This is a genomic window from Streptomyces sp. NPDC001634 (assembly GCF_040298185.1).
GTDB lineage: Bacteria > Actinomycetota > Actinomycetes > Streptomycetales > Streptomycetaceae > Streptomyces.
The window spans coordinates 148,809-173,316 of record NZ_JBEOZU010000001.1 but is presented as its reverse complement, the minus strand read 5'-3'; the positions used below and the strand labels follow the sequence as shown (position 1 = coordinate 173,316).

Here is a 24,508-nt window from a genome sequence, read left to right as displayed (position 1 = left end):
CTCAGAGCGTCGCCGAGGCGTCGTGGTACTGCCCGTCCCTCCGGCTGTGCGGCGCGGCGAGGGAGGGGGGCACAGGCGTCACAGTCCAGTCCGGGTGGCCGGGCATCCGCGGCGTCGTCGTGCCGTACAGCCAGTCCCGCAGGAAGCCGGACTGGTCCTGGCCGGAAACCTCCGAGGCGACGGCGATGTAGTCCTCCGTCGTCGCCGAGGAGCCCCGGTGTCGCTCCAGGAAGGTCCGCTCGATGGCATTGAAGACGTCCTCGCCCACCACCTGCCGCAATGCGTACAGGACGAGGACACCGCCCAGATAGCGTTGGCTGTCGAACAGGTTGACGGCGTTGGGCGCGGCGACCGGTCCGGAGGCCTTGCGCCACTGGTCGCCACGGGAGTAGGTGTCCTTCATCCGGGCTTCCATGGTCGTCAGGCCCAGGGAGTCGGCCCAGCCGCGCTCGTAGCGGTACAGCAGCCCGTAGAAGTCGGCGTGCCCCTCGTTCAGCCACAGGTCGGCCCAGGTGGCGGGGCTGACCATGTTGCCGAAGTACGAGTGGACCAGCTCGTGCATCATGTGCGAGCCGATCTTCTTCTCCTCCTGGAGCAGGAAGTTCGGCTTGTACAGGGTGAGTGTCTGTGTCTCCAGGCCCGTGAAGCCGAAGGCGTTCGGGTCGTCGGAGTTGCAGGGAAGCAGTCCGTACGTCTCGAACGGGAAGGCGCCCAGCTTCGGCTCCAGCCACTCCAGCAGGCCCGGGGTCAGGGCGAGTGCCGGCTCCAGGGCCGCGGCGCGCGCGGTCGGGACGACGTCGCGCAGACGCAGTCCGTGCGGGCCCTGCCGGTTCTTGATCACATAGTCGCCGACCGTGATCTGGACGAGTTCGGTGGCCATCGGGAAGCGGGAGCGGTACGCGTAGGTCGTACGGCCGTCCCGGCACCAGGTGCCGACGAGGGTGCCGTTGGCGACGCCGACGAGGCCGTCCGGCACGGTGATCCGGAAGGTGAAGCGGGCCTTGTCGGAGGGGTGGTCGTTGCACGGGAAGACGGTGTGCGCCGAGTCGGGCTGGCCGGCCGTGGCGAAGCCGTCCTGGGTGACGACCCAGCCCGTGTGCGGGAGGGCTTTCGCCGGGTCGGCGCCGTACTCGACGTCGATCACGACGCAGCGGCCGTCCCTCAATGTCCGGCAAGGTGTGATGCGGAGCTTCTCGTCGACCAGATCGAAGGTCGCGCTCCGTCCGTCTACGCACACGGAACGTACGTCGAGGCCGAGGCAGTCCAGCGAGAGGCGCGACAGGTCCTGGAGGGTCTCCACGGTCAGGCGGGCGGTGGCGTCGACGCGGCGGGTCCCGGAGTCGTACGAGAGGTCCAGGTCGTACGCCGTCACGCGGTAACCGCCGTTGCCGAGCGCGGGGAAGACAGGGTCGCCGACGGTCTCGGCGCCGGGGGTTGCGGTCCGCCCCGGGGCATCGGCGCGGGCGGTGGGGGCGGTGGTCACGGACACGGCCGCGGTGCCTATGAGGGCGGCCGCCGGGGCCGTCACTCTGCTGCGATATCTCATGGGTCGCTTTCGCTCGGGCGGCCGGGTGGTCGGATCCGGCCGTCGGATGGAAGGTGCGAACTCTTTCCTTGACCGCAAGATCAGACGCTTCGGTTCCGGGCAAGGATGCACAGGGCGTCCCGGAGTGCGGACGGACCCCTGTCGAACCGAGGGCGATCACGAGATATCTTGATGTCGAGCAATGTTGCAGACGTGGAGCGGAGCACCCGGTGACTGACTCGACCATCATTTACACGCACACTGACGAGGCCCCGGCCCTGGCGACGTATTCCTTCCTGCCGGTGGTCCAGGCGTACGCCTCGCAGGCGGGTGTGACTGTGGAGACCCGTGACATCTCGCTGGCCGGGCGCATCCTCGCGGTCTTCCCCGAGTACCTGACCGAGGACCAGCGGATCGGTGACCACCTCGCGGAGCTGGGCGCGCTGGCCAAGACCCCCGCCGCCAACATCATCAAGCTGCCGAACGTCTCGGCGTCCGTCCCGCAGCTGAAGGCCGCCGTCGCCGAGCTGCAGGGCCAGGGCTACGCACTGCCGGACTACCCGGACGAGCCGAAGACCGACGAGGAGCGGGACATCCGCGCCCGTTACGACAAGATCAAGGGCTCCGCCGTGAACCCGGTCCTGCGTGAGGGCAACTCCGACCGCCGGGCCCCCGCATCGGTCAAGAACTACGCCAAGACCCACCCGCACCGCATGGGCGCCTGGACCTCCGAGTCCAAGACCAATGTGGCGACCATGGGCGTGGACGACTTCTGCTCCACCGAGAAGTCCGCGGTGATCTCCGAGGCCGGTTCGCTGCGCATCGAGCTGAAGGGCGACGACGGCTCCACCACCGTGCTGCGCGAGTCCGTACCGGTCCTCGAGGACGAGGTCGTCGACGCCTCCGTGATGCGCGTCGCCGCCCTGCGCGAGTTCCTGACGGCGCAGGTCGCACGCGCCAAGGAGGAGGGCGTTCTCTTCTCCGTGCACCTGAAGGCCACGATGATGAAGGTCTCCGACCCGATCATCTTCGGTCACGTGGTGCGCGCCTTCTTCCCCAAGACGTTCGCGAAGTACGGTGAGACGTTCGCCGCGGCCGGTCTGACCCCGAACGACGGTCTGGGCGGCATCTTCAAGGGCCTTGAGGGCCTGCCCAACGGCGACGAGATCAAGGCCTCCTTCGACGCCGAGCTGGCCGAGGGCCCGGCGCTGGCGATGGTCGACTCCGACAAGGGCATCACCAACCTGCACGTCCCCTCCGACGTGATCGTCGACGCCTCCATGCCGGCCATGATCCGCACCTCCGGCCACATGTGGGGCCCGGACGGCCAGGAGGCCGACACCCTCGCGGTCCTGCCGGACTCCTCCTACTCCGGCGTCTACCAGGCCGTCATCGACGACTGCCGCGCCCACGGCGCCTACGACCCGTCGACCATGGGCTCCGTGCCCAACGTCGGGCTCATGGCGCAGAAGGCCGAGGAGTACGGCAGCCACGACAAGACCTTCGAGATCCCGGTCACCGGCACGGTCCGCCTGGTCGACCAGGCCGGCAACGTCGTCCTGGAGCAGACGGTCTCCGCCGGCGACATCTTCCGCGCCTGCCAGACCAAGGACGCCCCGATCAAGGACTGGGTGAAGCTCGCCGTCACCCGCGCCCGCGCCACCGGCGACCCGGCGGTGTTCTGGCTGGACGAGACCCGCGCCCACGACGCCAACCTGATCGCCAAGGTCCAGCAGTACCTGCAGGAGCACGACACCGAGGGCCTGGACATCCGCATCCTGTCCCCGGTCGAGGCCACCAAGCTGTCCGTCGAGCGCATCCGCCGCGGCGAGAACACCATCTCCGTCACCGGCAACGTGCTCCGTGACTACCTCACGGACCTGTTCCCGATCCTGGAGCTGGGCACCAGCGCCAAGATGCTGTCGGTCGTCCCGCTGATGGCGGGCGGCGGCCTCTTCGAGACGGGTGCCGGCGGCTCTGCCCCGAAGCACGTCCAGCAGCTGGTCAAGGAGAACTACCTGCGCTGGGACTCGCTCGGCGAGTTCTTCGCCCTAGTGCCGTCCTTCGAGCAGTACGCGAAGACCACCGGCAACGCCCGCGCCCAGGTCCTCGCCGACACCCTCGACCGCGCCACGGCGACCTTCCTCAACGAGGACAAGTCCCCGACCCGTCGCGTCGGCGGCATCGACAACCGCGGCAGCCACTTCTACCTGTCCCTGTACTGGGCGCAGGAGCTGGCCCAGCAGACCGACGACGCGGAGCTGGCCAAGGCGTTCGCCCCGCTCGCCGAGACGCTCTCCGCCAACGAGCAGAAGATCGTCGACGAGCTGCTCGCCGTCCAGGGCAAGCCGGCCGACATCGGCGGCTACTACCAGCCCGACCCGGCCAAGGCCGCCGCGGTCATGCGCCCGTCGGCGACCTGGAACGAGGCGCTGGCGTCGCTCGCGTAAGCACCTCCTGCGGGGCACCCGCATCCGCATGACAGCCGTCCCGGCCGGATCCGATCCGGCCGGGGCGGTCGCGCATCCGTCCCCTCGGTCCTTCCCCTGGTCGGCGACGCAGGGCACTCCCGAGCATCAGCTCGACTGGTCGGAGCGACGGGACCTACGACGCCGCCTGCTGCCCGGGGGCCTCGGCGTCGGGGTGGGTCAGGCCCAGGTGGTCGCGCAGGGTCGCGCCCTCGTACTCCGTGCGGAACACGCCGCGTTCCTGGAGCAGCGGGACCACGGTGTCGGCGAAGGCGTCGAGTCCGCCGGGGGTGATGTGCGGGACGAGGATGAACCCGTCCGACGCGTCGGCCTGGACGAAGTCGTTGATGGTCTGCGCCACGGTCGCCGGGGAGCCCACGAAGGTCTGCCGGTTACCGGTGTTGATGACCAGGTCACGGATGGACCAGTTGTTCGCGGCGGCCGGCTCCCGCCACTCCCGGGCGGTGGCCGGCGGGTCGCGGTACATCCGCACCTGGGCGCGACCGCGCGCGATGTGGTGTTCGCCGAGCTCGGGGTCGATGTCGGGGAGCGGACCGTCCGGGTCGTAGGCGGACAGGTCGCGGTTCCAGACGAACTCCAGGTGTTTGATCGCCGTGGCGCCGCTGACCTGCGCCCTGCGCACCTCACGGGCCAGTTCCTCCGCCTCCGCGTCCGTGTCGCCGAGGACGAAGGTCGCGGCGGGCAGGATGAGCAGCTGGTCGGGGCGGCGGCCGTACTTGGCCAGGCGGCCCTTGACGTCCGTGTAGAAGGCCCGGCCCGGCTCGAGGGCGCTGTAGCGGCTGAAGATCGCGTCGGCACTGAGGGAAGGTCAGGAGCAACAGAGCGCGCCGGCCACGCGCAGCAGATCGATGTGGGGCCGGGAGTGGAGGCGGACGGCGTGGAGTGCACGCGTCACGTCCGCCACCTCCGTCCGTCGGGCTCGGCGGACCGCGCCGCCTGCATATCGTCGGAACAACGCCCTGGCCGCACCGTCTGTTCCTGCGTGCGGACCTGGAGGATCGTGGTGCGGCGACGCAGGGTGAAGCCGATCGACTCGTACAGCCGGATCGCCTGCGTGTTGTCCGCGCGGGCATGGAGGAACGGGGTGTCGCCGTGCTCCCGGATGCCGGCCGCGACTGCGCGGACCAGCCGGGTGGCCAAACCTCGGCCGCGGTGGGCAGGATCGGTGCAGACCGCGCTGATCTCGGTCCAGCCGGGCAGCCGCAGACGCTCACCGGCCACGGCGATCAGCCGGCCGTGGTGCCGGATGCCGAGGTAGGTGCCGAGTTCTACGGTGCGGTCCAGGAACGGCCCCGGCCTGGTGCGGGCGACCAGGTCCAGGATCTCGGGGACATCGTCCGGTCCGAGCCGTACGGCGTCGGGAGCCTCTTCGGCCCGCAGTGCGGTGTCGACGAGCTGGACGCCCTGTCCGGCCCCGACGATCTCCCAGCCGTCGGGGACGGTGTCGGCTCCCTTGATCCGTACGGCGTTTCCCGGACCGATGAGAGTGCGCAGATCGGCCCAGGCGTGCGGGTCGGCGGGATCGGCGAGGGCGGCGAAGGCGTAGACGTCCGCCGGGTAGCGGGCGGCGTCGCCTGCGCGCTCGGCGAAGCGGGCATGGTACGGACCGTCCAGTGCGGCCCATACGGCGTTGTCGAGGAGGCTCGTGGCCGGTGCCTCAAGGGCTTCGCCACCGCGGACGACGGTCTCGGAGGTCACGGTGGCGAAGTCCTTTCGGCGTACGGTCGGTCCGTTGGGGTGCGGCAGGTGATCAGGAGTTGTCGAGCGGCAGGCCGGGCGGGTTGATCTCGGACGTGGCGACGGCCTCGTTGGACAGGTTCCAGGCGGCCAGCCACTTTGCGTACTGACCGTTCCTGATCAGGTAGTTGATGGCGTCGGCGACGGGCTTGGCCAGTCCGCTGTCCTTCTTCGCGGTCGCCGCGATCAGTCCCTGGAGGGACTCGCCGGCACCGGAGAACTTGCCCGCGTTACGGGTCGCCTGAGGCGTGTTCGCGGTCTGGGTGATGTGGTAAGCGATGCCGGGGTTGGGTCCGAAGTAAGCGTCTATCTTCCCGCTGGACAGCGCCAGATAGGTGCCGTTGCGGTCCGGGAAGTACTTGACGGTGAGCTTCTTGCCCTCCTTCTCCAGCTTCGCCTTCCACTCCAGCAGAATCTTCTCCTGGTTGGTGCCGGAGCCGACGGAGACCGTCTTGCCCGCGAGGTTCTCGTAATTGCCGTCGAAGTTCCAGGTGCTCTTCTTCGGCACCTCGAAGGCGAGGTTGTCCTGACGGTAGGAGGCGAACTCGTACTTCTTCTTGCGCTCCTCGGTGTCGGTGACGTTCGAGAAGGCGACGTCGACCTTGCCGCTGTCGATGCCGACGAAGAGGTTCTCCCACGTCGAGTTCTTCAGCTCGGGCTTGAGGCCGAGGACCGCGGCCACCAGTCGGCCGAAGTCGGGCTCGGCGCCGGTGAGGGTCTTCTGGTCGCTGCCCACGTATGCCAGCGGCGCGAAACCGGAGGGCAGGGCGCCCACGCCGATGACCAATTTGCCGCTCTTGGCAACGGACTTGGGTAGTTCGCCACTGATCGACTTCACCTCGGACACCTTCAACTGGGCCTGCTTCGCGGCACCGTTGGAGAGCTGTCCCACGGTGACCGTGCCGGCCGCGGCGCTGTCGGTGTCGGTGGCGGCGTCGCTGTTGCCCCCGCACGCGGCGAGCCCGGCGGCGAGGGTGGCGACGGCGGTGCCTGCGGTGAGACCGCGAAGGAATCGGCTGCGGAGACTGAGGGTACGCATGGCTGTCCTTGTTCGGTGAGCGGAGAAACAGAAAATGGGAATGTGGCGAACGGGCGGGGCGGGTCAGAGCACCTTGCTCAGGAAGTCCCTGGTCCGCTCGTGCTGTGGGTTGTCGAGGACCTCGGCCGGCGGCCCCTGTTCGACGATCCGACCGCCGTCCATGAAGACCACCCGGTCGGCGACCTCGCGGGCGAACCCGATCTCATGGGTGACGACGACCAGCGTGGTGCCGCTGCTCGCCAGGTCCTTGATGACCGCCAGTACCTCGCCGACCAGTTCGGGGTCGAGGGCGGAGGTGGGTTCGTCGAAGAGGATGACCCCGGGGCGCAGGGCGAGCGCGCGGGCTATGGCCACGCGCTGCTGCTGGCCACCGGACAACTGCCGTGGGTAGGACCCCGTCCTGTCGGCGAGGCCGACCCGGCCGAGCAGGTCGCGTGCCAGTTCCTGGGCCTCGGGCCTGGACAGCCTGCCGGTGGCGACCGGGGCGACGGCCACGTTGTCCAGCACGGTCAGATGCGGGAAGAGGTTGAAGTTCTGGAAGACGAATCCGATGCGGCTGCGCTGGGTCAGGATGACCCGCTCGCTCAGTTCCTTCAGGCGGTCGCCGTGCCTGCGTACGCCGATGGGTTCGCCGTTGACGCTGACGTAACCGCGTTCGGGCTTCTCCAGGTGGTTGATCACGCGCAGCAGGGTCGACTTTCCGGAGCCGGACGGGCCCAGGATCACGGTCACTTCGCCCGGACGTACGGTCAACTCCACGCCTTCCAGCACCTGATGGGCGCCGTACCACTTGTGCACATCGTGCACCTCGACCGCCACGGGGTGTGTCTCGAGCGTTTCGGTGGTCATACGGCGGCCTCCCTGCGCACACGGTCCCGCAGGTCACGCAGGCCGGTGCGGAGTTTCTGCAACGGGGTCGGCGGCAGGCTGCGGGTGGCGCCCCGGGCGTAGTACCGCTCGACGTAGAACTGGATGACGGACACGACGCTCGTGAGGATCAGGTACCAGACCGTGACGACCAGCAGCAGCGGCACGATGTCGCCCGGGTAGGTGGAGCCCATGGTCTGCGCGGAGCCGAACAGGTCGAGCAGCGAGACGTAGAACACCAGCGAGGTGCTCTTGATCAGGCCGATCAGCTGGTTGACGTAGTTCGGTGTGATGGACCTGAGAGCCTGCGGGAAGACGATCCTCGTGAACTGGTAGCCCTTGGGCAGACCCAGTGCGGCGGCCGCCTCGTGCTGGCCCTGGTCGACGGAGAGGATGCCGCCGCGGACCACCTCCGCCGCGTACGCCGCCTCGTTCAGGCTCAGGCCGACGACGGCGACGGCCATGTCGGTGGCGAGCCTGGATTCGTCGAAGGAGAAGAAGGCGGGGCCGAAGGGCACGCCGATGCTCAGCGTCTTGTAGAGCGCGCTGAAGTTGTACAGGAAGATCAGCACCACGATCAGCGGGATGGAGCGGAACGCCCACACATAGGTCCAGCTGACCGCACGCAGCACGGGGCTCTTCGAGAGCCGGGCCAGCGCGAGAAGGATCCCGCCGAGCAGGCCCGACACGGCGCTGAGCGCGGCGACTTCGAGGGTGATGAGCAGTCCGTCGAGAATCGTGGGGCGCAGGAACCAGTAGGCGAAGCGGTCCCACTGGTAGAACGGGTTGGACACCAGGCCGTGGACGAACTGGGCCACCAGTACGAGGACGACGGCGGTGACGATCCAGCGGCCGGGGCGGCGCAGGGGCAGCACCCGCTGGGCCGTCAGGGGCTTGGGGGCGGTGTGGTCGTGGGGCGGCGCCGGGGCCAGGGACAGGGCGGCGCCGGGGGGTTCACTCATGGAGGCTCCAGCGGATTCGGACACCCCGGACGGCGCGCATGACGACACCGGAGCGCGGCACGGGCCGCCGGTGTGACGAGGCATGAGAAGCGCACGGGACCGGGGACGGGACGGAAACGGGGACGCACCGCAGCGGCGGTACGCGTCAGGGATTCAGAGAGCCGTCAGCCGTGACAGCGGGCAGAGCCCGGGGTGGTACACAGTGCGCTGTTGACGCGAAGAAGGTCGACGGAACGGTTCGCGCACAGCAGTACGCAGCCGCGGGGCCGCCGAGCGGCTGTCCTCGAAGCTGCGTACATCACTGTCACCGTCATTCTTCCGGCCCCGTGGGGCCTCGCGCTTACCGAAACGTCATCCGGTCCGGTCGTCACCTGGGGCACCCCACCGCGGCGCGAGGGTTGCCGGTCAGCAAGCCAGGGCTTGTCACTGACACTCATGACCGTTCTGGCCCGTAAGTCAATACAGCACCGGAGGCGCTGTCAACGCACGTCCACCAGGTGATACGTGCGACGGAGCACAGCCGGTCGGTCAACTCGGCCGCGTCGCGGTTCCGTTCGGGACGTGCGAGGCCCAGTCAAGGATCTGCACCGCCGCCCCCGCGGCCTCGAGTCCGCGGCAGTGGGTGTGGTGCCGCCGGGCGATGCCGTCGAGGTCGAGGTGCGATCCGAAGGCGGGGTGAGCGGCAAGCCGGCGGGCGTACGCCCACAGCCTCGGATGGCCGGCGATGCGGTGCACTGCGGCGGCGTCCAGGTGCCAGCGGTGCACGGTGTCGAGCTGCACCAGGCTGACCCACAACTCCACGTCGGCGATGGTGAGTTGCTCGCCCAGCAGGTACTCCTGGCGGGCGAGGCGGCCCTCCAGCGACCGCAGGGTGCAGAGCAACGAGGTGAGCGCGGTGTCCCGTTCACCGGCGTCGGTGTCGGCACGTCCGGCCCGCTGGGCGGCCGCCTCGATGCCCTGCTCGCACAGTCGCCGCACTCCCTCGATCTCCGCGTCCGCCCCCTGCGGGTACAGCGCCGGGTGATGACCGCCGAAGTGCCGGGCCAGGTCGCGCATGATGTCCGGGGCATGCGTACTGACGATCCGTCCGGACCAGTCGTCGCTGAGCACCGGAGCCACGGCGGCTCCCCGATAGCGGTGGGCACTCGCCTCGTAGAGCGGGCGCAGGCCGGAGTGCTCGCCCCCCGGTCCGTCGGGCACCGCGGGCAGCAGCGTCACGGGACAGACGGCTTCGAGCCCGAGCAGGCTGTGCACGACGGCGATCCGCAGACAGTGCGGACAGGACAGGGACAGATGGAGGCGGTAGCGGCGCGGTACGGCGTAGTGGCCGCTGCGCGCGTCGCAGCCTATGCGCCCCCGGAAGGCCGGAACGGGCTGCGCGGACGGGAGTGCGGTCGGGGCATGGACGGACATGTCTCTCCCGGGTTCTGGGACACGAAGGTGCGGAGGGTGGCGGCCCTCGGGCAGGGGGCGCGCCCCGGCCCGAACGGCGGGGGACGTGGCGCGGGCCCGGCAGAGGCCGGTTCAGCGCAGGCGGCCGGCGGCGCTGCAGACGCGCAGCAGATCGATGTGACGGCGGGAGGTCAGCAGGAGGGGCTGCCGGCGTGTGCGGTTCACACGGCCGATGACCGGCTCGAGGCGCCCCATACCATTTCCCTACCTGTTCACTAGGAAATCCCGATTGAAGTGTCGGTCCGGCGCCGGCCTGCGTCAAGAGGCGGTCCGCAGAGTGAGAGAGGGCCCCGGATGCGGAGGGATCGCCGTGGCTCGTCGTCAGGCGATTGCACCCCTCATCCAAATGTGGACGACCGGTAGACTGGGGGACCATGGCCGACTCCCCCGCCCCCGCCGATCAGCCCGGACCCGACCGGACGGACGAGGACGGGCTGCTGCCGGCCGAACTGCGCGCCTGGATGCAGCTCCTGGCCGCGGCGGGCGCGATCGAGCAGCAGCTGCGCACCCAGGTCAAGGACACCCTCGGGGTCTCGCACGACGAGTTCCTGGTGCTGTGCCTGCTGGCCGACCAGCCCGGCGCGGCCCTGCGCATGACGCAGATCGCCGAGTCGCTGGGCCGCCCCAAGACCCGTCTCACCTACCAGATCGCCTGTCTGCAGCACGCCGACCTGGTGACCCGGCGCTCGGTCTGCGGCGACAAGCGCGGCATCGAGGTCGCCCTCACCGCGAAGGGCCGCGAGCTGCTGCGCGAGGTGTCGCCCGCGCTGGCGGAGACCGTCACCCGGGCCGTGCGGCACATGGTCGACCACCGGCAGTGCGAGACGCTGAGCGGGCTGCTGCCGGGGGCGACGGAGACCGTGGAGTCCGATACCCCCGTACAGCCGTAGTACCTACAGCCGCAGATCTCGCCTAGCGTTTACGCCTGGCCGCCTTCGAGCCCTTGGCGGCCTTCCCGGCCCGGGACGCCTTCGGTCGGCGCGTCGGAGAGTACGGCTGAGGGACCGTGACGGCGCGTTGGATCGCGAACTCCCGGTTGATCTCGGTCTGGCGGCGGACGCCATCGGGCAGGTCCGGCATGGCCAGGAGCTCGTCGCACACCCGGATCGAGGTGACGTAGTCGCCGACCCAGTAGGCCGTGATCGAGTACTCGAAGAGCAGACCCCAGCGGTACACCCAGGACCTGGTGAAGAGCAGGTCGTCCGGTTCGGGCCGCCCGACGACGGCGCCGAGGAGGGCGTGGGCGGTGTGGTAGCGGCCCTGGACGCGCAGCCGTGAAGCGAGTTCATAGCAGGCTTCGAGCCGCACGGGACGTGCCTCCCAGGCGCGGGAGAAGGCGTCCATCGCTCCGGGCCAGTCGTCCGTCTTCTCCGCCTTCAGGATGCCGGCCTCCAGCAGCGAGACATAGACCTCCTCCACCCAGCCGCCCATCGCGGCGCGGCGCTCGTACATCTCGATCGCCTCTTGCGACCGACCCAGATCACGCACGGTGTTGGCCAAGTAGAAGACCGTCCGCGGGTTGGAGGGGTCACGCTTGAGTTCGCGCCGCAGCAGGCGCGCGTCGCGCTCGAACTTGTCACTGCGGCAGCCGCCGTCGGCGTGGTCCTCGATGACGAGCGCGTCGAGGTTCTCCTGGACGTCGGGCTCGTCCGTGCACGGGTACTCGTGGGTGACGCCCTCGTAGCGCCACGCCCAGTCGCCCCGCATGAGGTGCTTGAAGCGGTGCTGGGTGCCCGGGGTGTCGTAGCGCAGCATGTACGAGCTCGCGGTCAGGAGCGGCAGCGGGGCGTCCTGGCGCATGACGTGGTCGGCGTCGATGGTCAGCAGGTAATCGGCCTTGCCGCGGGCATGCTGGATGTTCTGCGTCCGGTTGTGACCGAAATCGACCCAGGGTTCTTCGTGGAGTTCGCCCGGGATGCCGTCGAGCGTCTTGCGAATGAGGTCCTGGGTGCCGTCCGTGGAGCCGGTGTCGGAAATCACCCAGGTGTCGATCAGATGACGTACGGAGCCGAGGCAGCGTTCGATCACTTGCGACTCGTTCTTGACGATCATGCAGAGGCAGATGGTCTGCTTCTTCACGGCCTCACCGGTCCCCGGGTGATGACGTTCTGGCGGAGGAACGCCGTCAACGTGACACAGGCCGGTTTTGCTCTGCACTCATCCACGCGGAAAGCGGGCAGCAAGGCGCCCGTTCGGCCGCAATGGCCCGATCTTATATAAAACTCGGCCGATAAATCGGCTAATTACCTCATCAGGAGCAGTAATTAGTCCGACTCGTTGATAAGTGGGCGTGTTCCGGCCTGATGCCCCGAGATTTTCGGCGTGCGCGAGTCAAGCTCACTCTCGGATTCGGGGAATCGCCCGAAACGGTTGACACAAGGAGCACATACATGAGTCCTGAGTACAGGACCACAGGGCTGCTCGGGCCGCTGGCGCGAGACAGGTTCAAGAAGGCGGGCATGCTCGCCTCGCTGGCGCTGGTGATGGCGACCGGAGTGGTCAGCCCCGCCGCCTCGGCGGCGAGCAACATGCATCGGACCGTGTCGTACGGCGGCGACGACAGGTGCGACCGCGACGACCACGGCCACCGTGCTGCCGCACTCGGCGACGACCACGACAAGGGCAGGAAGAACAAGGAGTGCCGGGGCGCGACCGGTGCCACGGGCGCGACCGGTGCCACGGGTGCCACGGGCCCGTGCGTCGACATCGACGCCGCGCAGGACCAGGGCGACTATGAGGTCCGATCCGCAGTGACCGGCGGGCACACGTTCGCGGGTATTCGGGACCTCCGTGGAGGCACCGGCAACCCCTTCGTCGTGAACTGGACCGACCTCAGCGGTATCAATGGCTACCCCGGCAGCGCCTTCGGCTTCGTCTGCGCCACGTCGATCAACTCGCACCAGATGGGCACAAGCGGGACCCAGAGCGACACCAAGATCGACATCATTACGAGCACCGGGGCGGTCTTCGAAATCCTCTGCAACGTGACTCACGGCACGACGCTCCCCACCGACCCCACCGTCCCTGTCCCCGCCACCATCAGCTGTCCGGGGCCCTGGAACTTGCTGGTGAACCAACCGTAGTGGTCCAAGCCAGTAAGCCGAACATCGCCTGAGCCGCCCTCCCTCCTCCGGGGAGGGCGGCTCAGGCTATCCGCCCCGCACGCCCCTGACCAGCGTTTTCCTCACGGTGTTCAGGTTGCTTTCAGGATCCCGGACCCGTGTGGCAACTCATGCACCAGAAGCCCCAAAACAATGGCAAAGGCCTCTGGGGAAACAGCACTTCACCATGTCATCGTGCGTGCCATGACCACAGAGCACGTCCTTGATGACCGGCGCCAAGCCCACACCCGCATAGGCCAGATGGCGAACAAGGTGCCGGAAGTGACCGTCTACTTCTGGATCATCAAGGTCCTGACCACGGGGATGGGCGAGACCGCGTCCGACTTCCTGGCCCACAAGCTCGGCCCGATCCCGGCCGTCGGCCTCGGCGGTCTCGCGCTGCTGGCGTCGCTGGTCCTCCAGTTCGCCGTCCGCCGCTACGTGGCCTGGGCGTACTGGACCGCCATCGTCATGGTCAGCGTGTTCGGCACCATGGCCGCCGACGTTCTGCACGTGGGCCTCGGCGTCCCCTACGCGATCTCGACCCCCCTCTTCATGGTGGCGCTGGCCGCCGTCTTCGCCCTCTGGTACGCGAGCGAGCGGACCCTGTCCATCCACAGCATCAACACCCGCCGCCGCGAGACGTTCTACTGGGCGACCGTCCTGGCCACGTTCGCGCTGGGCACGGCCGCGGGCGACCTGACGGCCACCATCGGCCTCGGCTACCTGGGGTCCGCCGTCGTGTTCGCCGTCGCGATCTGCGTACCGGCCGTCGCGCACCGCGGAGGCATCCTCGGCCCGGTGACCGCGTTCTGGTCCGCGTACGTCATCACCCGCCCGCTCGGCGCCTCGATCGCCGACTGGATGGCACTCCCCCACAGCCGCGGCGGACTCGGCTGGGGCCTGGGCCCGGTCACCCTCTCCTGGACGGTCGCGATCCTCGGCTTCGTGGCCTATCTGGCACTCTCGCGGCGCGACGTGCAGAACGAGACGCTCGCCGCCTGAATCCTCCCCTTGCGGTGCGCCATGTTGGGCCGATCGCCGCTCAACGGTGCCGGGCCTCAGCCCAGTTCCGTGTCCAGCCACTCCAGGACGTCGGGCGTCACGGGGTCGGTGATGTCGGCGAACTCGTCGTGCTTCTCCAGGAACTTGGCCACGTACGGGCAGACCGGCACGATCCGCTTCCCGGAGGTGCGCACATCGGTGAGCGCCTGCTGGACCAGTTGCGAGGCAAGGCCCTGGCCGGCGAAGGCCTCGTCGACCTCCGTGTGGTAGAAGACTCGCTGCGTACCGCGATCGCGGTACGCGGTCAGGCCGGCGCGTGTGCCGTCGACCAGGATTTCATAACGGTGCTTGGCGTCGATCCGCTCAACGGTCGGAGCGGCGGAAGGCTGGCTCATCGGGTGCCTTTCAGCTGTAGGTCCCTGGCGCGGTGGATTCCGGCGCGGCGCAATGACGGCATTCGGCAGGGCGGGAGCGGGAAGCCGGTCCCCGGCATATCCTTCGACCGCGCCGAAACGATCGGAGGAGTTCTCCCAGTCCTCCCGGGCCCGGACGATATCTTCATGGCTCCGGCCGATGAAATTCCACCACATGACGATCTCTTCCTCGAACGGCGTTCCGCCGAGGAGAACCACCCGGGCCGTGCCGTCGGATTCGTTCGTCAGCGTCAGCGCTTCGGCTCCGGTGGCCGAATAGCCCAGCTCCGCGGGGCGCAGCACGGTGCCGGCCATGCGGACGTCCCCGTGGTCGACGAGCAGGCCGTGTTCGAAGCCGGGATCCACGGCGAGCGTCACCGTCGCGCGGGGCTCCAGGGTGATCTCGGCGCCGAGCAGTGGTGTGAAGGTCCTCACCGGGGAGACCGCCCCGGCGAGCGAGCCCAGGAAGACCCTGGCCTCGGCCCCGTCGAGCCGTACGGGATCGGGTATGTAGTGCTGGAAGTCCCGTTCCGTGTGCCGGTGCTCTCCGGGCAGCGCGACCCACAGCTGCACGCCGTGCAGGACCGTCGTCCGCGGGGTGGAGACCTCCGAGTGGCAGATACCGTGGCCGCCCGTCATGAGGTTCAGCTCGCCGGGCCGGACGAAGGCGTGGCTGCCCAGGCTGTCACGGTGTTCGATCTCCCCGCTGAACAGCCAGCTCACCGTCTGCAGTCCGGTGTGCGGATGCGGGGCGACGTCCATGCCGCCCGTCTCGGAGACGTCGTCGGGGCCGTAGTGATCTGCGAAACACCAGGCTCCGATCAGCGTCCGGGCCCGCTGTGGCAGGGTACGCCGTACGGTCATCGCCCGGGGGCCGCCGAGCGGCACGTCACGCGGGGTGAGCACGTCGATCTGCGGAGCCTGCGCCCCGTGCGGGCCGCCCTCGGGTTCTCCGCAGCGCACTGCGACGGGCTGGGTTTCCAGGTTGCTCATCGCGGACCGCCTTCCACCGGCATAATTGTTTTAGATTCAACAACCACGTCCCGATCATAGGACGAAGCCCGCACAAGTGCACCACGGAGCAAGGGAGCCGGCCGCGGCTCCCGGAGGAGTCCCAGGTTGAGCACCCAGACGACGGGGTCCGCGGTCCAGCGGATCTTCATCGACAAGCAGAGCCCGAAGGCCTACCACGCGCTGGTACAGACGTCGGAAGCGGTGCGTGCGGTCGCCGCCGACTCCGGGCTCGACCGTACCGTCGTCGAGCTGATCAACCTTCGTGTGTCGCAGATCAACGGCTGCGCCTACTGCCTCGACATACACACGAAGGCCGCCCTGCGTGTGGGCGAGACCACACAGCGGCTGGGTGTGCTGGCCGCCTGGCGGGACACCGAACTGTTCACCCCCCAGGAACACGCGGCACTCGCGCTGGCGGAGTCGGCCACCGACCCGTCCGACGCCGCCGCACAGGAATCCGCCTACGCCACCGCCCGCGAGGTCCTCACCGAGGACCAGATCTCCGCGGTGATCTGGGTGGCGATCACCATCAACGCCTTCAACCGGGTGTCGATCATGAGCAAGCATCCGGTCCGGGCGACCGCCCGGCGGTAACCCGCCGGCGCTTGGCCACTCGAACGGCGAGGGACTGCCGGCCGCGGGGAGGTGCGGCCGGCAGCCCTTCGGGGGAGGGATGCCGTGACGGCGTCACCTGGCCCTGTTCACGAAGTCGTCGGTGTACGTTTTTGACAGGTCGATGGGGTGGCCCTTGACCGTGGGGTCGAAGGCCGAGAGAACCTTCAGGACGGTACGCGGGCCGTCGCCCGGCATCCGGCCGGTCGGCGAGTACATGTCCTTCTCGTACTGCAGCGCCCTGGCGTAGACGTCCTTGCCGACACCCAGGTAGTCGTCGGCCGGCAGTTCGTCGGTGATCTGGGCGGCGGTGTGGGACTGGATCCAACGAAGCGTCTCGACCAGGGCGTTGACGAGTCTCTGCACGATCGCCGGGTTCTTCCGGACGTACGCCGGGGTCATATAGAGGCAGGACGCCGGGTACGTACCGCCCAGCACCGCCTTCGCGTCGGCCACGGTGCGCAGGTCGACCAGCGGTGTGGCCAGCTTCTCCTGCTCCAGCAGGGAGATCGTGGGTTCCGTGGTCATACCGGCGTCGATCTGCTTGTTCCGCATCGCCGCGACGAAGCTGGCACCCGCGCCGACGGCGACCGAAGCGGCCTGGCCCGCCGTGACGCCGTGCTTGGCCTCCAGGTACTGGGTCAGGAAGTTGGTGGAGGAGCCGAGGCCGGTCACCCCGAGACGCCTGCCCTTGAAGTCGGCTGGGCTCTTGATGCTGCCGGCCTCGTCATCGCGGACCATCTCCGCCTCGCCGGGTGCCTGCAGCAGCTGGACCACGGACTCGGCGGACCTGCCCTTGGACTGCAGGTCGATGGTGTGGTCGTAGAAGCCGACCACCGCGTCCACCTGGCCCAGGAGCATGGCGGTCTCGGCCTCGACGCCGCCCGGCTCGTCGGCGAACTGCACATTGAGGCCCTGCGCTTGGTAGTAACCGAGTTCCCGGGCGAGCACCACCGGCAGATAGATCTGCTTGTCCAGGCCACCGACCATGATTCTCACGGGGGGCGTGCTTCCGCCTGTCGTGGACGGGACCACGCCGCCGGCCCTGCCCCCGCCGCTGCAGGCGGCCAGCGTCAGCGCCAGGGCGGCGCAGGCGGCCGTGGCGAGGAAGGACGTATGGACCGGCTTCATCCCTGGTCTCCTTCGCGAGGGGGCGGGGGGAGGATACGAGTTCTTCGGCGCTCACGGCACGGGGCCGCCCGAGCGGCAGTCACCTGGGCGGCCCCGTGAGCGTCGGAGACTCAGCCGTTCGACCCCGCCGGGGACGTCGTCGTGGTGAAGCCCTCCGTCTTGTTGGCCTGGATGGCGAAGTCATTGGTGAACGTCGTGCCGAGGTTCACCGACGAGGTTGCGTGGCCGACCAGCTCCTCGGTGGCCAGAACGTTCTTCGGGCCGCCCGCCGGCATGATGCCGTCCGGGAGGAACTGCCCCTTGTCCTGGGTCAGGGCCTTGATGTAGTCGTCCTTGGTCACGAGCTGGTTCTGCACGAACGACTGCGGCAGCTTGTCGGCGATGTCGGCCGCGCTGTGCTTGTCGATCCAGTGCATGGTGGCGACGAGCGCGTTGACGACCTTCTGCACCGCGTCCTTGTGCGAGTTCACCCAGTCGGTACGGGCGATGACGCTCGCGGCCGGCCAGGCGCCGCCCGTCGCGGCCTGGGCGCCCGCGGTGGTGGCCAGGTCGACCGCGGAGGAGCCGACGCCCTTCTTCTCGATCGCGGCGACCGTCGGCTGCGTCGTCATCACGCAGGCCGTCTTGCCGTTCTGCAGCGCGGCGATGGCGGTGGAGCCCGCGCCGACTCCGATCCGGCTGAAGTCGCTGGTCTTGAGGCCCTTCTTGGCGGCCAGGAACTGGGTGAGGGTGTCGGTGCCCGAACCCAGGTCGGTGACGCCGAGCGTCTTGCCCTTGAAGTCGGCGGCCGACTTCACTCCGCTCTTCGCGGTGCACATCTCCCGCTCGCCCGGCGCGCCGGACAGCTGGACGACGTCCTCGACCGCCTTGCCCTTCACCTGGAAGTCGATCGTGTGGATGTACCAGGCGCCCGCCATGTCCACCTGGCCCGAGGCCATGGCGTCCTCGGCGCCGACGCCGCCGTCCTGCTCGGTGCTCAGCTGGACGTTGACGCCGTACTTCTTGTAGAAGCCGAGGCTCTCGGCGAGCTGGTACGGCAGGTAGATCTGCTTGTCGATGCCGCCGACCATGATCTTGACGGTCGGGGTGCCGCCTGAGCCGCTCGAAACGGAGCCGGAGCTGCCGGAGCTGCTGGAACACGCGGTGGCCGCGCCGAGGGCGAGAACGGTGACGAGCGATGCGGTGAGGGCTCTCTTGAACATGGCGGCTCTTCCTTTTCGGGTTTTCAGGGGAAGCAGAACGTGGGACGGGGGTGACGAGGGACGGTCAGAGGCTGTTGGCCTCGGAGGGGGACGGCGGACGCCAGGACAGAAGCCGGTGCTCGAGCTTGCCGATCAGCCATTCCGCACCGAGCACGATGACCGCGATGACGAGCATCGCCGCGAACACGCCGTTGGGGTCGAAGTTGTTCTGCGCGGTCTTGATGACGAGGCCCAGTCCGCTCTGTGCGCCGAGCACCTCGCCGACGAGCGCGCCGACGATGGCGAAGCCGAAGGCGCTGTGCAGGCTGGCGATGATCCAGGTCAGCGCGGAGGGCACGATGACGTGCCGGATGATCTGCATCTGGGAGGCGCCGAGCACCTTGGCGTTGGCGAGGATGTTGCGGTCGACCTCGCGGACGCCCTGGAAGGCGTTGAAGAAGACGATGAAGAACACCAGCACGGCGGCGAGCAGGATCTTCGGGGTCACGCCGATACCGAAGGCGACGATGAAGATCGAGCCGAGGACGATACGCGGGATCGCGTTCACCATCTTGATGTAGGGACCGAGCACATCGGACAGGAAGCGGCTCTGCCCGAGCGCGACGCCGACGATGACTCCGGTGACGGCGCCGAGGGCGAAGCCGACGAGGGCCTCCTGGATGGTGGTCCAGATGTTCGCGTAGAAGGAGCCGAACTCGGTGCCGTGCTGGAAGAGGTCGATCAGACGCTTCCAGATTCCCGACGGCTGCCCGAAGAAGAACGGGTCGACGATGCCCCAGGTGGTGAACGCCTGCCAGCCGCCGATGACGATGGCCGCGAGGCCGATACGGCCCGCCCACACCAGCGCGATACGCCGTCGGGCGGCGCGTTTGGCGACCGCCGCGGCCGAAGCCGGCCCGCCGTCGGTGACCGTGGCGGCGGGAACGGTGGACGTCGTGCTCATGCCTTTCCTCCTGCGGTGCGTGCGTAGGCGCGCTCCACTTCCTCGCGCAGCGTTTCCCAGATCTGGTGCTGGAGTTCGATGAAGCGGGGCTGGAAGCGGATCTCCTGGACCGAGCCGCGCGGGCGCGGCAGGTCGATGTCGAAGACCGCCTTGACCGACCCGGGGCTGGACGTCATGACGACGACCCGGTCGGCGAGCGCCACGGCCTCGTCGAGGTCGTGGGTGATGAAGATGACGGACGGACGGATCTGCTCCCACAGGCCCAGCAGCTCGGTCGACATGATCGCCTTGGTCTGCACGTCCAGGGCGCCGAACGGCTCGTCCATGATCAGGATCTTGGGTTCGTTGATCAGCGCCGCGGCCATCGCCACGCGCTTGCGCATACCGCCGGAGAGCTGGTGCGGGTAGCGGTCCTCGAAGCCGGACAGACCGACCCGGCGCAGCCAGTCGCGCGCCGCGGCCTGTGCCTTCTGCTTGGGGACACCGCGGAAGATCGGGCCCATCAGCACATTGCCGAGAACGGTCTTCCAGGGCAGCAGCGCGTCGGCCTGGAACATGAAGCTGACGCCGTCGGTGATGCCGTCCACTTCACGGCCGCCGACCTTGACCGAGCCCTCGCTCGGCCGGTCGAGCCCGGACACCATGCCGAGCGTCGTCGACTTGCCGCAGCCGGTGGGGCCCACCACCGCGCAGAACTGGCCCGGCTCCACGGTGAACGAAACGCCTTGCAGCGCCGTGAACACCTCACCGGCAGGAGTCAAGAATCGCTTGGTGAGCCCGGAAATCTCGATACGCGCACTCTCGCGGTCGGTTCCGCCGGCGATCGGGCTCGTCGCGACATCGTTTCGCGAAGCCATGTGGGGCCGTCTCCTTCCTGTCCTCGGAGGTCGAGGAAGGCAGACGCTAGAGGCCACCCGGTGTTACGTCGCTGTTTCCGATGTATCCCGCGATAGTTGCGTAAACCCGGGTTCTGCTCATTGCGCTCAAGGCCGGCCGGAAGCCGCCGAAGGCCCCCGGCCAGGCCCGCCCGCCTTGCGTTCTGCAAGTTCAATCGGGTTCTGCGCGTTCTGCTCAGCGGACCGGGGGGTGGGCAGAATCCCGGCCATCAGGCACAATCACGCCACCACGGGTACGGCGCAGGGGCCGAGCCCGGCACCACGTAAGACCGGGGCGAAGAGGCACCTGTGATACCCATCCGTATCCCGATCGGCCGCGGCGGGAAGGGGAGGCTCTCCGCGCGGATCCTGGCCAACCAGCTCCTCATCCTCGCGCTCACCGGCATGATCGGCTTCGTTCTGTTCGCCGTCGCGCAGCGGGCCGAACTCGACCGCTCCTACGAGGCACGGGCGCTGGCCATCGCGCAGACCACGGCCGCGGAGCCGCAGATCCAGCAGGCCTTGGAGTACGGGGGCGGTGGCGATGTGGTGCAGACGGTCGCCGAACGGATCCGTCAGGCGTCGGGGGCGTCGTACGTGGTCGTGATCGACCTGCACGGCATCCGGCATTCGCACCCCATCCCGGCCCTGGTCGGCGAGCCGGTGGGCGATCCGATCGTGGTGCTGGACGGCCGCCCGCACGTCGGTTCCGACCAGGGCGCGACCGGGCGGTCCGCCAACGGCAAGGCCCCTCTGTACGGACCCTCCGGCGCTCTGGTCGGTGAGGTGTCGGTGGGCATTCCGGAACACGACGTGCTCGGCGAGCTGTGGCGTGAACTGCCCACCTTCGGTCTCTACGCCGCGATCGCCACCGCGCTCGGTTCGGCGGCCGCGTACCTGCTGGCCCGGCGGCTGAAGCGGACGACGTTCGGTCTGGAGCTGGAGGAGATCGCCGGGCTGCTGCAGGACCGCGAGGCGATGCTGCACGGCATCCGGGAGGGCGTGGTCGCCTTCGACCCCGACGGCCGGATCACCGTCGTGAACGACGAGGCACGGCGGCTGCTCGGCCTCGGCACGGCGCTGGGCAGCACGCTCGAGGAGGTCCTGCCCGACGGACGGCTGCGCCGGGCGCTGGACGGCACCCTGACCGGCACCGACGTGAGTGTCCTGACCGACGAGAACTGCCTGGTCGTCAACCGGATGCCGGTGACCCTGCACGGCCGTGAACTGGGCGCGGTGGTCACCGTCCGCGACCGCACGGAGATGGTCGGGCTGCTGCGCGAGCTGGACTCCGTACGCGGGCTGACCGACGCACTGCGTGCCCAGCAGCACGAGTTCACCAACCGGATGCACACCCTGGCCGGGCTGCTGGACATCGGGGAGTACGACGACGCGTACGAGTTCGCCGTCGGGTCGGCCGCTGCCGGGCAGGCGCTGACCGAGTCGGTGCGCAAGCGGATCGGGAACTCGCTGATGGTCGGACTGATCGTGGCGAAGACCACGGTCGCATCCGAACGCGGGGTGCGGGTCGTGCTCAGCGACGACTCCGCGCTCGGCCAGGACCCGCCGCATCTGCGACGGCTGCTGACCATCGTCGGCAATCTGCTGGACAACGCGGTCGACGCGGCGGGCGACGGTCCGCCTCCCGCGGGCGGCCGCGAGGTGCGGCTCACGCTCGCCGAGGAACCCGGCCAGGTGACCGTGCGGGTGGCGGACACCGGACCGGGGGTCCCTCCGGGCGCCGCCGAGTCGATCTTCGAGGACGGCTGGTCGAGCCGGCCCGAGCGGGGCACCGCCCGGCGCGGCCTGGGCCTTGCCCTGGTGCACCGGCTGGTGCAGCGGCACGGTGGCACGATCACGGTGAGCGAAGGACCGGGCGCGGTCTTCACCGTCGTGCTGCCGCTGCCCGACACGGCTCCAGCACCTCAGGGCGCACTGTTCACTACGGCGTTGCCCGTGGGAGGTGACCGCTGATGATCCGCACCCTGGTGGTGGACGACGACTTCCGGGTGAGCCACATCCACAGCGAGTACGTCAGCCGTGTCGAGGGCTTCGAGGTGGTCGGCGAGGCGGCATGCGTGGCCGACGCCCTGGAGGCGGTGCACACCCTGCACCCGGACCTGCTGCTGCTCGACGTCTTCCTGCCGGACGGCAGTGGGCTCGACGTGCTGCGGCGGCTCACCGGGGACGAGGGCGGCTCCCGGCCCGACGCCCTGATGATCACGGCGGACCGGGACATCGAGTCGGTCCGTACCGCCATGAAGCTCGGCGCCGTCGGCTATCTGGTCAAGCCCTTCGGCTCCCCCGACCTCGCCGAGCGGCTCAACGCCTACCGCGAGCTCCAGCACCGCGTGCACGCGCTGGCCCGTACCGCCGAGACCGAGCAGGCCGACGTGGACGCCCTGTTCAGCGCCACCCGCCCACCGGCCGTCCCACGGGTACCGGCCAAGGGCCATTCCGCGCCCACCCTCACGCTGGTGCACGAGGCACTCCGCTCCGCGCGCGGTGCAGTGTCGGCGGCCGAGGCGGCCGAACTGACCGGTGTCTCCCGCGCCACGGCCCAGCGGTATCTGTCGTACCTCGTCAAGGAGGGCATGGTCCGGCTCGAACTGCGCTACGGAGCCACCGGCCGTCCGGAGCACCGCTATCGCATCGTCTCCTGACCGATTTCCGGCTTGAACGAGGGGTGGACGGGGCCCGGCCGTTCGGGGTCGTGACGCTGCCCATCCGTGTGACTTGCGTCTGACCTGGTGCGACACGCGCACAGCGCGGGCTGTTGACCGTACGATCAGGCAATGCCTGACACGACCGAAACCACACCCGGCTGGCTGAGTGCCGACGAACTCGAGTCGGCGCGTGCCCGCATGCCGATCCTGTATGTGGAAGCCGTGCCCGTGCGCGTCGACGAAAGCGGCGAAGTCACCAGCATCGGACTGCTGCTGCGCATCGGACCCGACGGGACCGTCAGCCGTACCCTCGTCTCCGGGCGGGTCCTGCACCACGAACGGGTCCGGGACGCCCTCCTGCGCCACCTGGAGAAGGACCTCGGCCCGGTGGCACTTCCCCGGGTCCCGGCCTCGCTGCAGCCCTTCACCGTCGCCGAGTACTTCCCGACGCTGGGGATCACGCCGTTCCACGATCCCCGGCAGCACGCGGTGTCCCTCGCCTACATCGTCCCCGTGGCCGGTGACTGCGCCCCTCGGCAGGACGCGCTCGACCTCGAGTGGTTCAGCCCGCAGGAGGCCTCCTCGGCCGTCGTCCAGAACGAGATGCCCGGTGGCCAGGGTGTCCTGCTCAAGCAGGCCCTGGCCCACGTGGGCTGCCTGTCCTGACCGACGCGTTCCGGCCCGGCGCCCCTGCTGAAGCGGCGCCGGGCCGAAGGGCGTGCCTCAGTGCGCCGCGTCCAGCCGCGCCCTCTGCTCCGCCGTCAGTTGCAGGTCCACCACCTTGTTGACGGTCGCGCCGGTCTCGCGGGCCATGTCCCGCAGCACCGCGAGCCGCGCGGGGGTGCCGGGGCGGCCGTAGTCGAGCGGCAGCGGCTTGTCCGGACGTCCGTAGGCGCCGTTGAGCGGCGGTGCGGAGGCGACGAGGGTCAGGGCGGGCTCGGCCCGCAGACAGCTCAGCAGTTCGGCACCAGCCTCGCCGAGGCTGCCGTCCGGGAAGAGCGCGCTTGGCATGCCGGAGCGCGGGCGCAGATGGCTGTGCCGGTACTGGAGCACCTCGTAGCCGGGCGGTCCGGCCGCGGCGGCGAGGGCAGGGGCACGCTCCACCCGCCAGACGGCGTGGTTGCTCACGCGAGCAGACCGACGGTGCCCTCCGTGACGAGTTCGGCAAAGCCCTCGACGGTCTCCCGCAGGGGGACGGTGCGGTCCTCGATGTGGGTACAGCACGTCCCGTTCCGCCACGCCGAGCCTCCCCCACGCTCGGCTGCGCTCGCGCGGGCGGCACCCGCATCCGCTTACGCTCGGCGGACTCGCGGATCACCTTGGCCGACAGCCCTTCCGGGTTGTCGACGAAACCGGTGCCGGGGGCGAGCGGGCGGACGCCGAGCTTTCGCGCGATCACGATCTCGTCGCCGATGGCGCGGCTGTGCCGCCACCGCCCGTGGTCCCTCCCGTTCGGGCTCGCGGGTGCGGGCCCG

At 69.2% G+C, this 24,508-nt stretch carries 22 protein-coding genes, 3 pseudogenes and 1 riboswitch; of the genes and pseudogenes, 8 read left to right on the top strand and 17 right to left on the bottom strand.

What is annotated here, in order from left to right; all coding sequences use genetic code 11:
• Position 1: 1 nt before the first annotated feature.
• Positions 2-1,546, bottom strand: coding sequence for a M1 family metallopeptidase (locus ABT186_RS00930; RefSeq protein WP_351922797.1), 1,545 nt, complete (start codon positions 1,544-1,546; stop codon positions 2-4).
• 209 nt (positions 1,547-1,755) lie between these two features.
• On the opposite strand from ABT186_RS00930, the gene ABT186_RS00925 reads away from it, so the two are divergent.
• The gene (locus ABT186_RS00925) at positions 1,756-3,975 is read left to right on the top strand and encodes an NADP-dependent isocitrate dehydrogenase (protein WP_351222230.1); all 2,220 of its coding nucleotides are present in this window, start codon (positions 1,756-1,758) and stop codon (positions 3,973-3,975) included.
• A gap of 154 nt (positions 3,976-4,129) precedes the next feature.
• Here ABT186_RS00925 and ABT186_RS00920 read toward each other — a convergent pair.
• The 8 genes and pseudogenes from ABT186_RS00920 to ABT186_RS00885 form a co-directional block, all read right to left on the bottom strand.
• Positions 4,130-4,810 (bottom strand): annotated as a pseudogene (locus ABT186_RS00920) (LLM class flavin-dependent oxidoreductase); the annotation flags it as partial.
• A gap of 12 nt (positions 4,811-4,822) precedes the next feature.
• Positions 4,823-4,909: a putative leader peptide gene (locus ABT186_RS00915; RefSeq protein WP_351922882.1), complete on the bottom strand. Its 87-nt coding sequence runs from the start codon at positions 4,907-4,909 to the stop codon at positions 4,823-4,825.
• Positions 4,906-5,712, bottom strand: a complete 807-nt coding sequence (locus ABT186_RS00910) for a GNAT family N-acetyltransferase (protein WP_351922795.1) — start codon at positions 5,710-5,712, stop codon at positions 4,906-4,908. Before ABT186_RS00910 ends, ABT186_RS00915 begins: the two co-directional genes overlap by 4 nt.
• A 52-nt stretch (positions 5,713-5,764) precedes the next feature.
• On the bottom strand, positions 5,765-6,790 hold the full coding sequence (locus ABT186_RS00905; protein WP_351222236.1) for an ABC transporter substrate-binding protein: 1,026 nt from the start codon (positions 6,788-6,790) through the stop codon (positions 5,765-5,767).
• Positions 6,791-6,853: 63 nt separating this feature from the next.
• Entirely contained in the window at positions 6,854-7,639 is a 786-nt protein-coding gene (locus ABT186_RS00900; protein ID WP_351922793.1) for an amino acid ABC transporter ATP-binding protein, read from the bottom strand.
• Positions 7,636-8,619 carry an amino acid ABC transporter permease gene (locus ABT186_RS00895; RefSeq protein ID WP_351222240.1) on the bottom strand — a complete coding sequence of 328 codons (984 nt, stop codon included), beginning with the start codon at positions 8,617-8,619 and terminating at the stop codon, positions 7,636-7,638. Before ABT186_RS00895 ends, ABT186_RS00900 begins: the two co-directional genes overlap by 4 nt.
• A gap of 331 nt (positions 8,620-8,950) precedes the next feature.
• Positions 8,951-9,060, bottom strand: a riboswitch (SAM riboswitch).
• Positions 9,061-9,147: 87 nt separating this feature from the next.
• Positions 9,148-10,032, bottom strand: a complete 885-nt coding sequence (locus tag ABT186_RS00890) for a glutathione S-transferase C-terminal domain-containing protein (RefSeq protein ID WP_351922791.1) — start codon at positions 10,030-10,032, stop codon at positions 9,148-9,150.
• A 111-nt stretch (positions 10,033-10,143) separates the two neighbouring features.
• Positions 10,144-10,266 carry a hypothetical protein gene (locus ABT186_RS00885; protein ID WP_351922789.1) on the bottom strand — a complete coding sequence of 41 codons (123 nt, stop codon included), beginning with the start codon at positions 10,264-10,266 and terminating at the stop codon, positions 10,144-10,146.
• Between the two features lie 179 nt (positions 10,267-10,445).
• Here ABT186_RS00885 and ABT186_RS00880 point away from each other — a divergent pair, with 179 nt between their 5' ends.
• Positions 10,446-10,961 carry a MarR family winged helix-turn-helix transcriptional regulator gene (locus ABT186_RS00880; RefSeq protein ID WP_351222246.1) on the top strand — a complete coding sequence of 172 codons (516 nt, stop codon included), beginning with the start codon at positions 10,446-10,448 and terminating at the stop codon, positions 10,959-10,961.
• A gap of 22 nt (positions 10,962-10,983) precedes the next feature.
• Here the strand turns inward: ABT186_RS00880 and ABT186_RS00875 are convergent, their stop codons facing one another.
• Entirely contained in the window at positions 10,984-12,150 is a 1,167-nt protein-coding gene (locus ABT186_RS00875) for a glycosyltransferase (RefSeq protein ID WP_351922787.1), read from the bottom strand.
• Positions 12,151-12,461: 311 nt separating this feature from the next.
• On the opposite strand from ABT186_RS00875, the gene ABT186_RS00870 reads away from it, so the two are divergent.
• Positions 12,462-13,154, top strand: a complete 693-nt coding sequence (locus ABT186_RS00870) for a hypothetical protein (protein WP_351922785.1) — start codon at positions 12,462-12,464, stop codon at positions 13,152-13,154.
• Positions 13,155-13,376: 222 nt separating this feature from the next.
• The gene (locus tag ABT186_RS00865) at positions 13,377-14,177 is read left to right on the top strand and encodes a COG4705 family protein (RefSeq protein ID WP_351922783.1); all 801 of its coding nucleotides are present in this window, start codon (positions 13,377-13,379) and stop codon (positions 14,175-14,177) included.
• Between the two features lie 56 nt (positions 14,178-14,233).
• On the opposite strand, the gene ABT186_RS00860 is transcribed toward ABT186_RS00865, so the two are convergent.
• Together ABT186_RS00860 and ABT186_RS00855 are read right to left on the bottom strand one after the other, a co-directional pair.
• A complete protein-coding gene (locus ABT186_RS00860) occupies positions 14,234-14,572 on the bottom strand; it encodes a GNAT family N-acetyltransferase (RefSeq protein WP_351222325.1) in 339 nt (112 codons plus the stop codon).
• A gap of 27 nt (positions 14,573-14,599) precedes the next feature.
• Positions 14,600-15,583: pseudogene (locus tag ABT186_RS00855) on the bottom strand (pirin family protein); the annotation flags it as partial.
• Positions 15,584-15,709: 126 nt separating this feature from the next.
• Between ABT186_RS00855 and ABT186_RS00850 the strand changes: the two are divergent.
• Positions 15,710-16,198 (top strand): carboxymuconolactone decarboxylase family protein, encoded by a 489-nt coding sequence (locus ABT186_RS00850; protein WP_351922781.1) that lies wholly within the window; start codon positions 15,710-15,712, stop codon positions 16,196-16,198.
• Positions 16,199-16,291: 93 nt separating this feature from the next.
• On the opposite strand, the gene ABT186_RS00845 is transcribed toward ABT186_RS00850, so the two are convergent.
• From ABT186_RS00845 to ABT186_RS00830, 4 genes are all read right to left on the bottom strand, one after another.
• Positions 16,292-17,347: an ABC transporter substrate-binding protein gene (locus ABT186_RS00845; RefSeq protein ID WP_351222256.1), complete on the bottom strand. Its 1,056-nt coding sequence runs from the start codon at positions 17,345-17,347 to the stop codon at positions 16,292-16,294.
• Positions 17,348-17,457: 110 nt separating this feature from the next.
• Positions 17,458-18,549, bottom strand: a complete 1,092-nt coding sequence (locus tag ABT186_RS00840; RefSeq protein ID WP_351222258.1) for an ABC transporter substrate-binding protein — start codon at positions 18,547-18,549, stop codon at positions 17,458-17,460.
• A gap of 64 nt (positions 18,550-18,613) precedes the next feature.
• Positions 18,614-19,492 (bottom strand): ABC transporter permease, encoded by an 879-nt coding sequence (locus ABT186_RS00835; RefSeq protein WP_351222260.1) that lies wholly within the window; start codon positions 19,490-19,492, stop codon positions 18,614-18,616.
• On the bottom strand, positions 19,489-20,349 hold the full coding sequence (locus ABT186_RS00830; RefSeq protein ID WP_351222262.1) for an ABC transporter ATP-binding protein: 861 nt from the start codon (positions 20,347-20,349) through the stop codon (positions 19,489-19,491). Before ABT186_RS00830 ends, ABT186_RS00835 begins: the two co-directional genes overlap by 4 nt.
• Before the next feature lie 327 nt (positions 20,350-20,676).
• On the opposite strand from ABT186_RS00830, the gene ABT186_RS00825 reads away from it, so the two are divergent.
• From ABT186_RS00825 to ABT186_RS00815, 3 genes are all read left to right on the top strand, one after another.
• On the top strand, positions 20,677-22,341 hold the full coding sequence (locus ABT186_RS00825; protein ID WP_351222264.1) for an ATP-binding protein: 1,665 nt from the start codon (positions 20,677-20,679) through the stop codon (positions 22,339-22,341).
• Positions 22,341-23,030, top strand: a complete 690-nt coding sequence (locus tag ABT186_RS00820) for a response regulator (protein ID WP_351222266.1) — start codon at positions 22,341-22,343, stop codon at positions 23,028-23,030. The genes ABT186_RS00825 and ABT186_RS00820 overlap by 1 nt, the downstream gene beginning before the upstream one ends.
• Positions 23,031-23,162: 132 nt before the next feature.
• Positions 23,163-23,699, top strand: a complete 537-nt coding sequence (locus tag ABT186_RS00815) for an NUDIX hydrolase family protein (RefSeq protein ID WP_351222268.1) — start codon at positions 23,163-23,165, stop codon at positions 23,697-23,699.
• A 57-nt stretch (positions 23,700-23,756) separates the two neighbouring features.
• Here ABT186_RS00815 and ABT186_RS00810 read toward each other — a convergent pair.
• Positions 23,757-24,471, bottom strand: a pseudogene (locus ABT186_RS00810) (aldo/keto reductase); the annotation flags it as partial.
• Between the last annotated feature and the right edge of the window lie 37 nt (positions 24,472-24,508).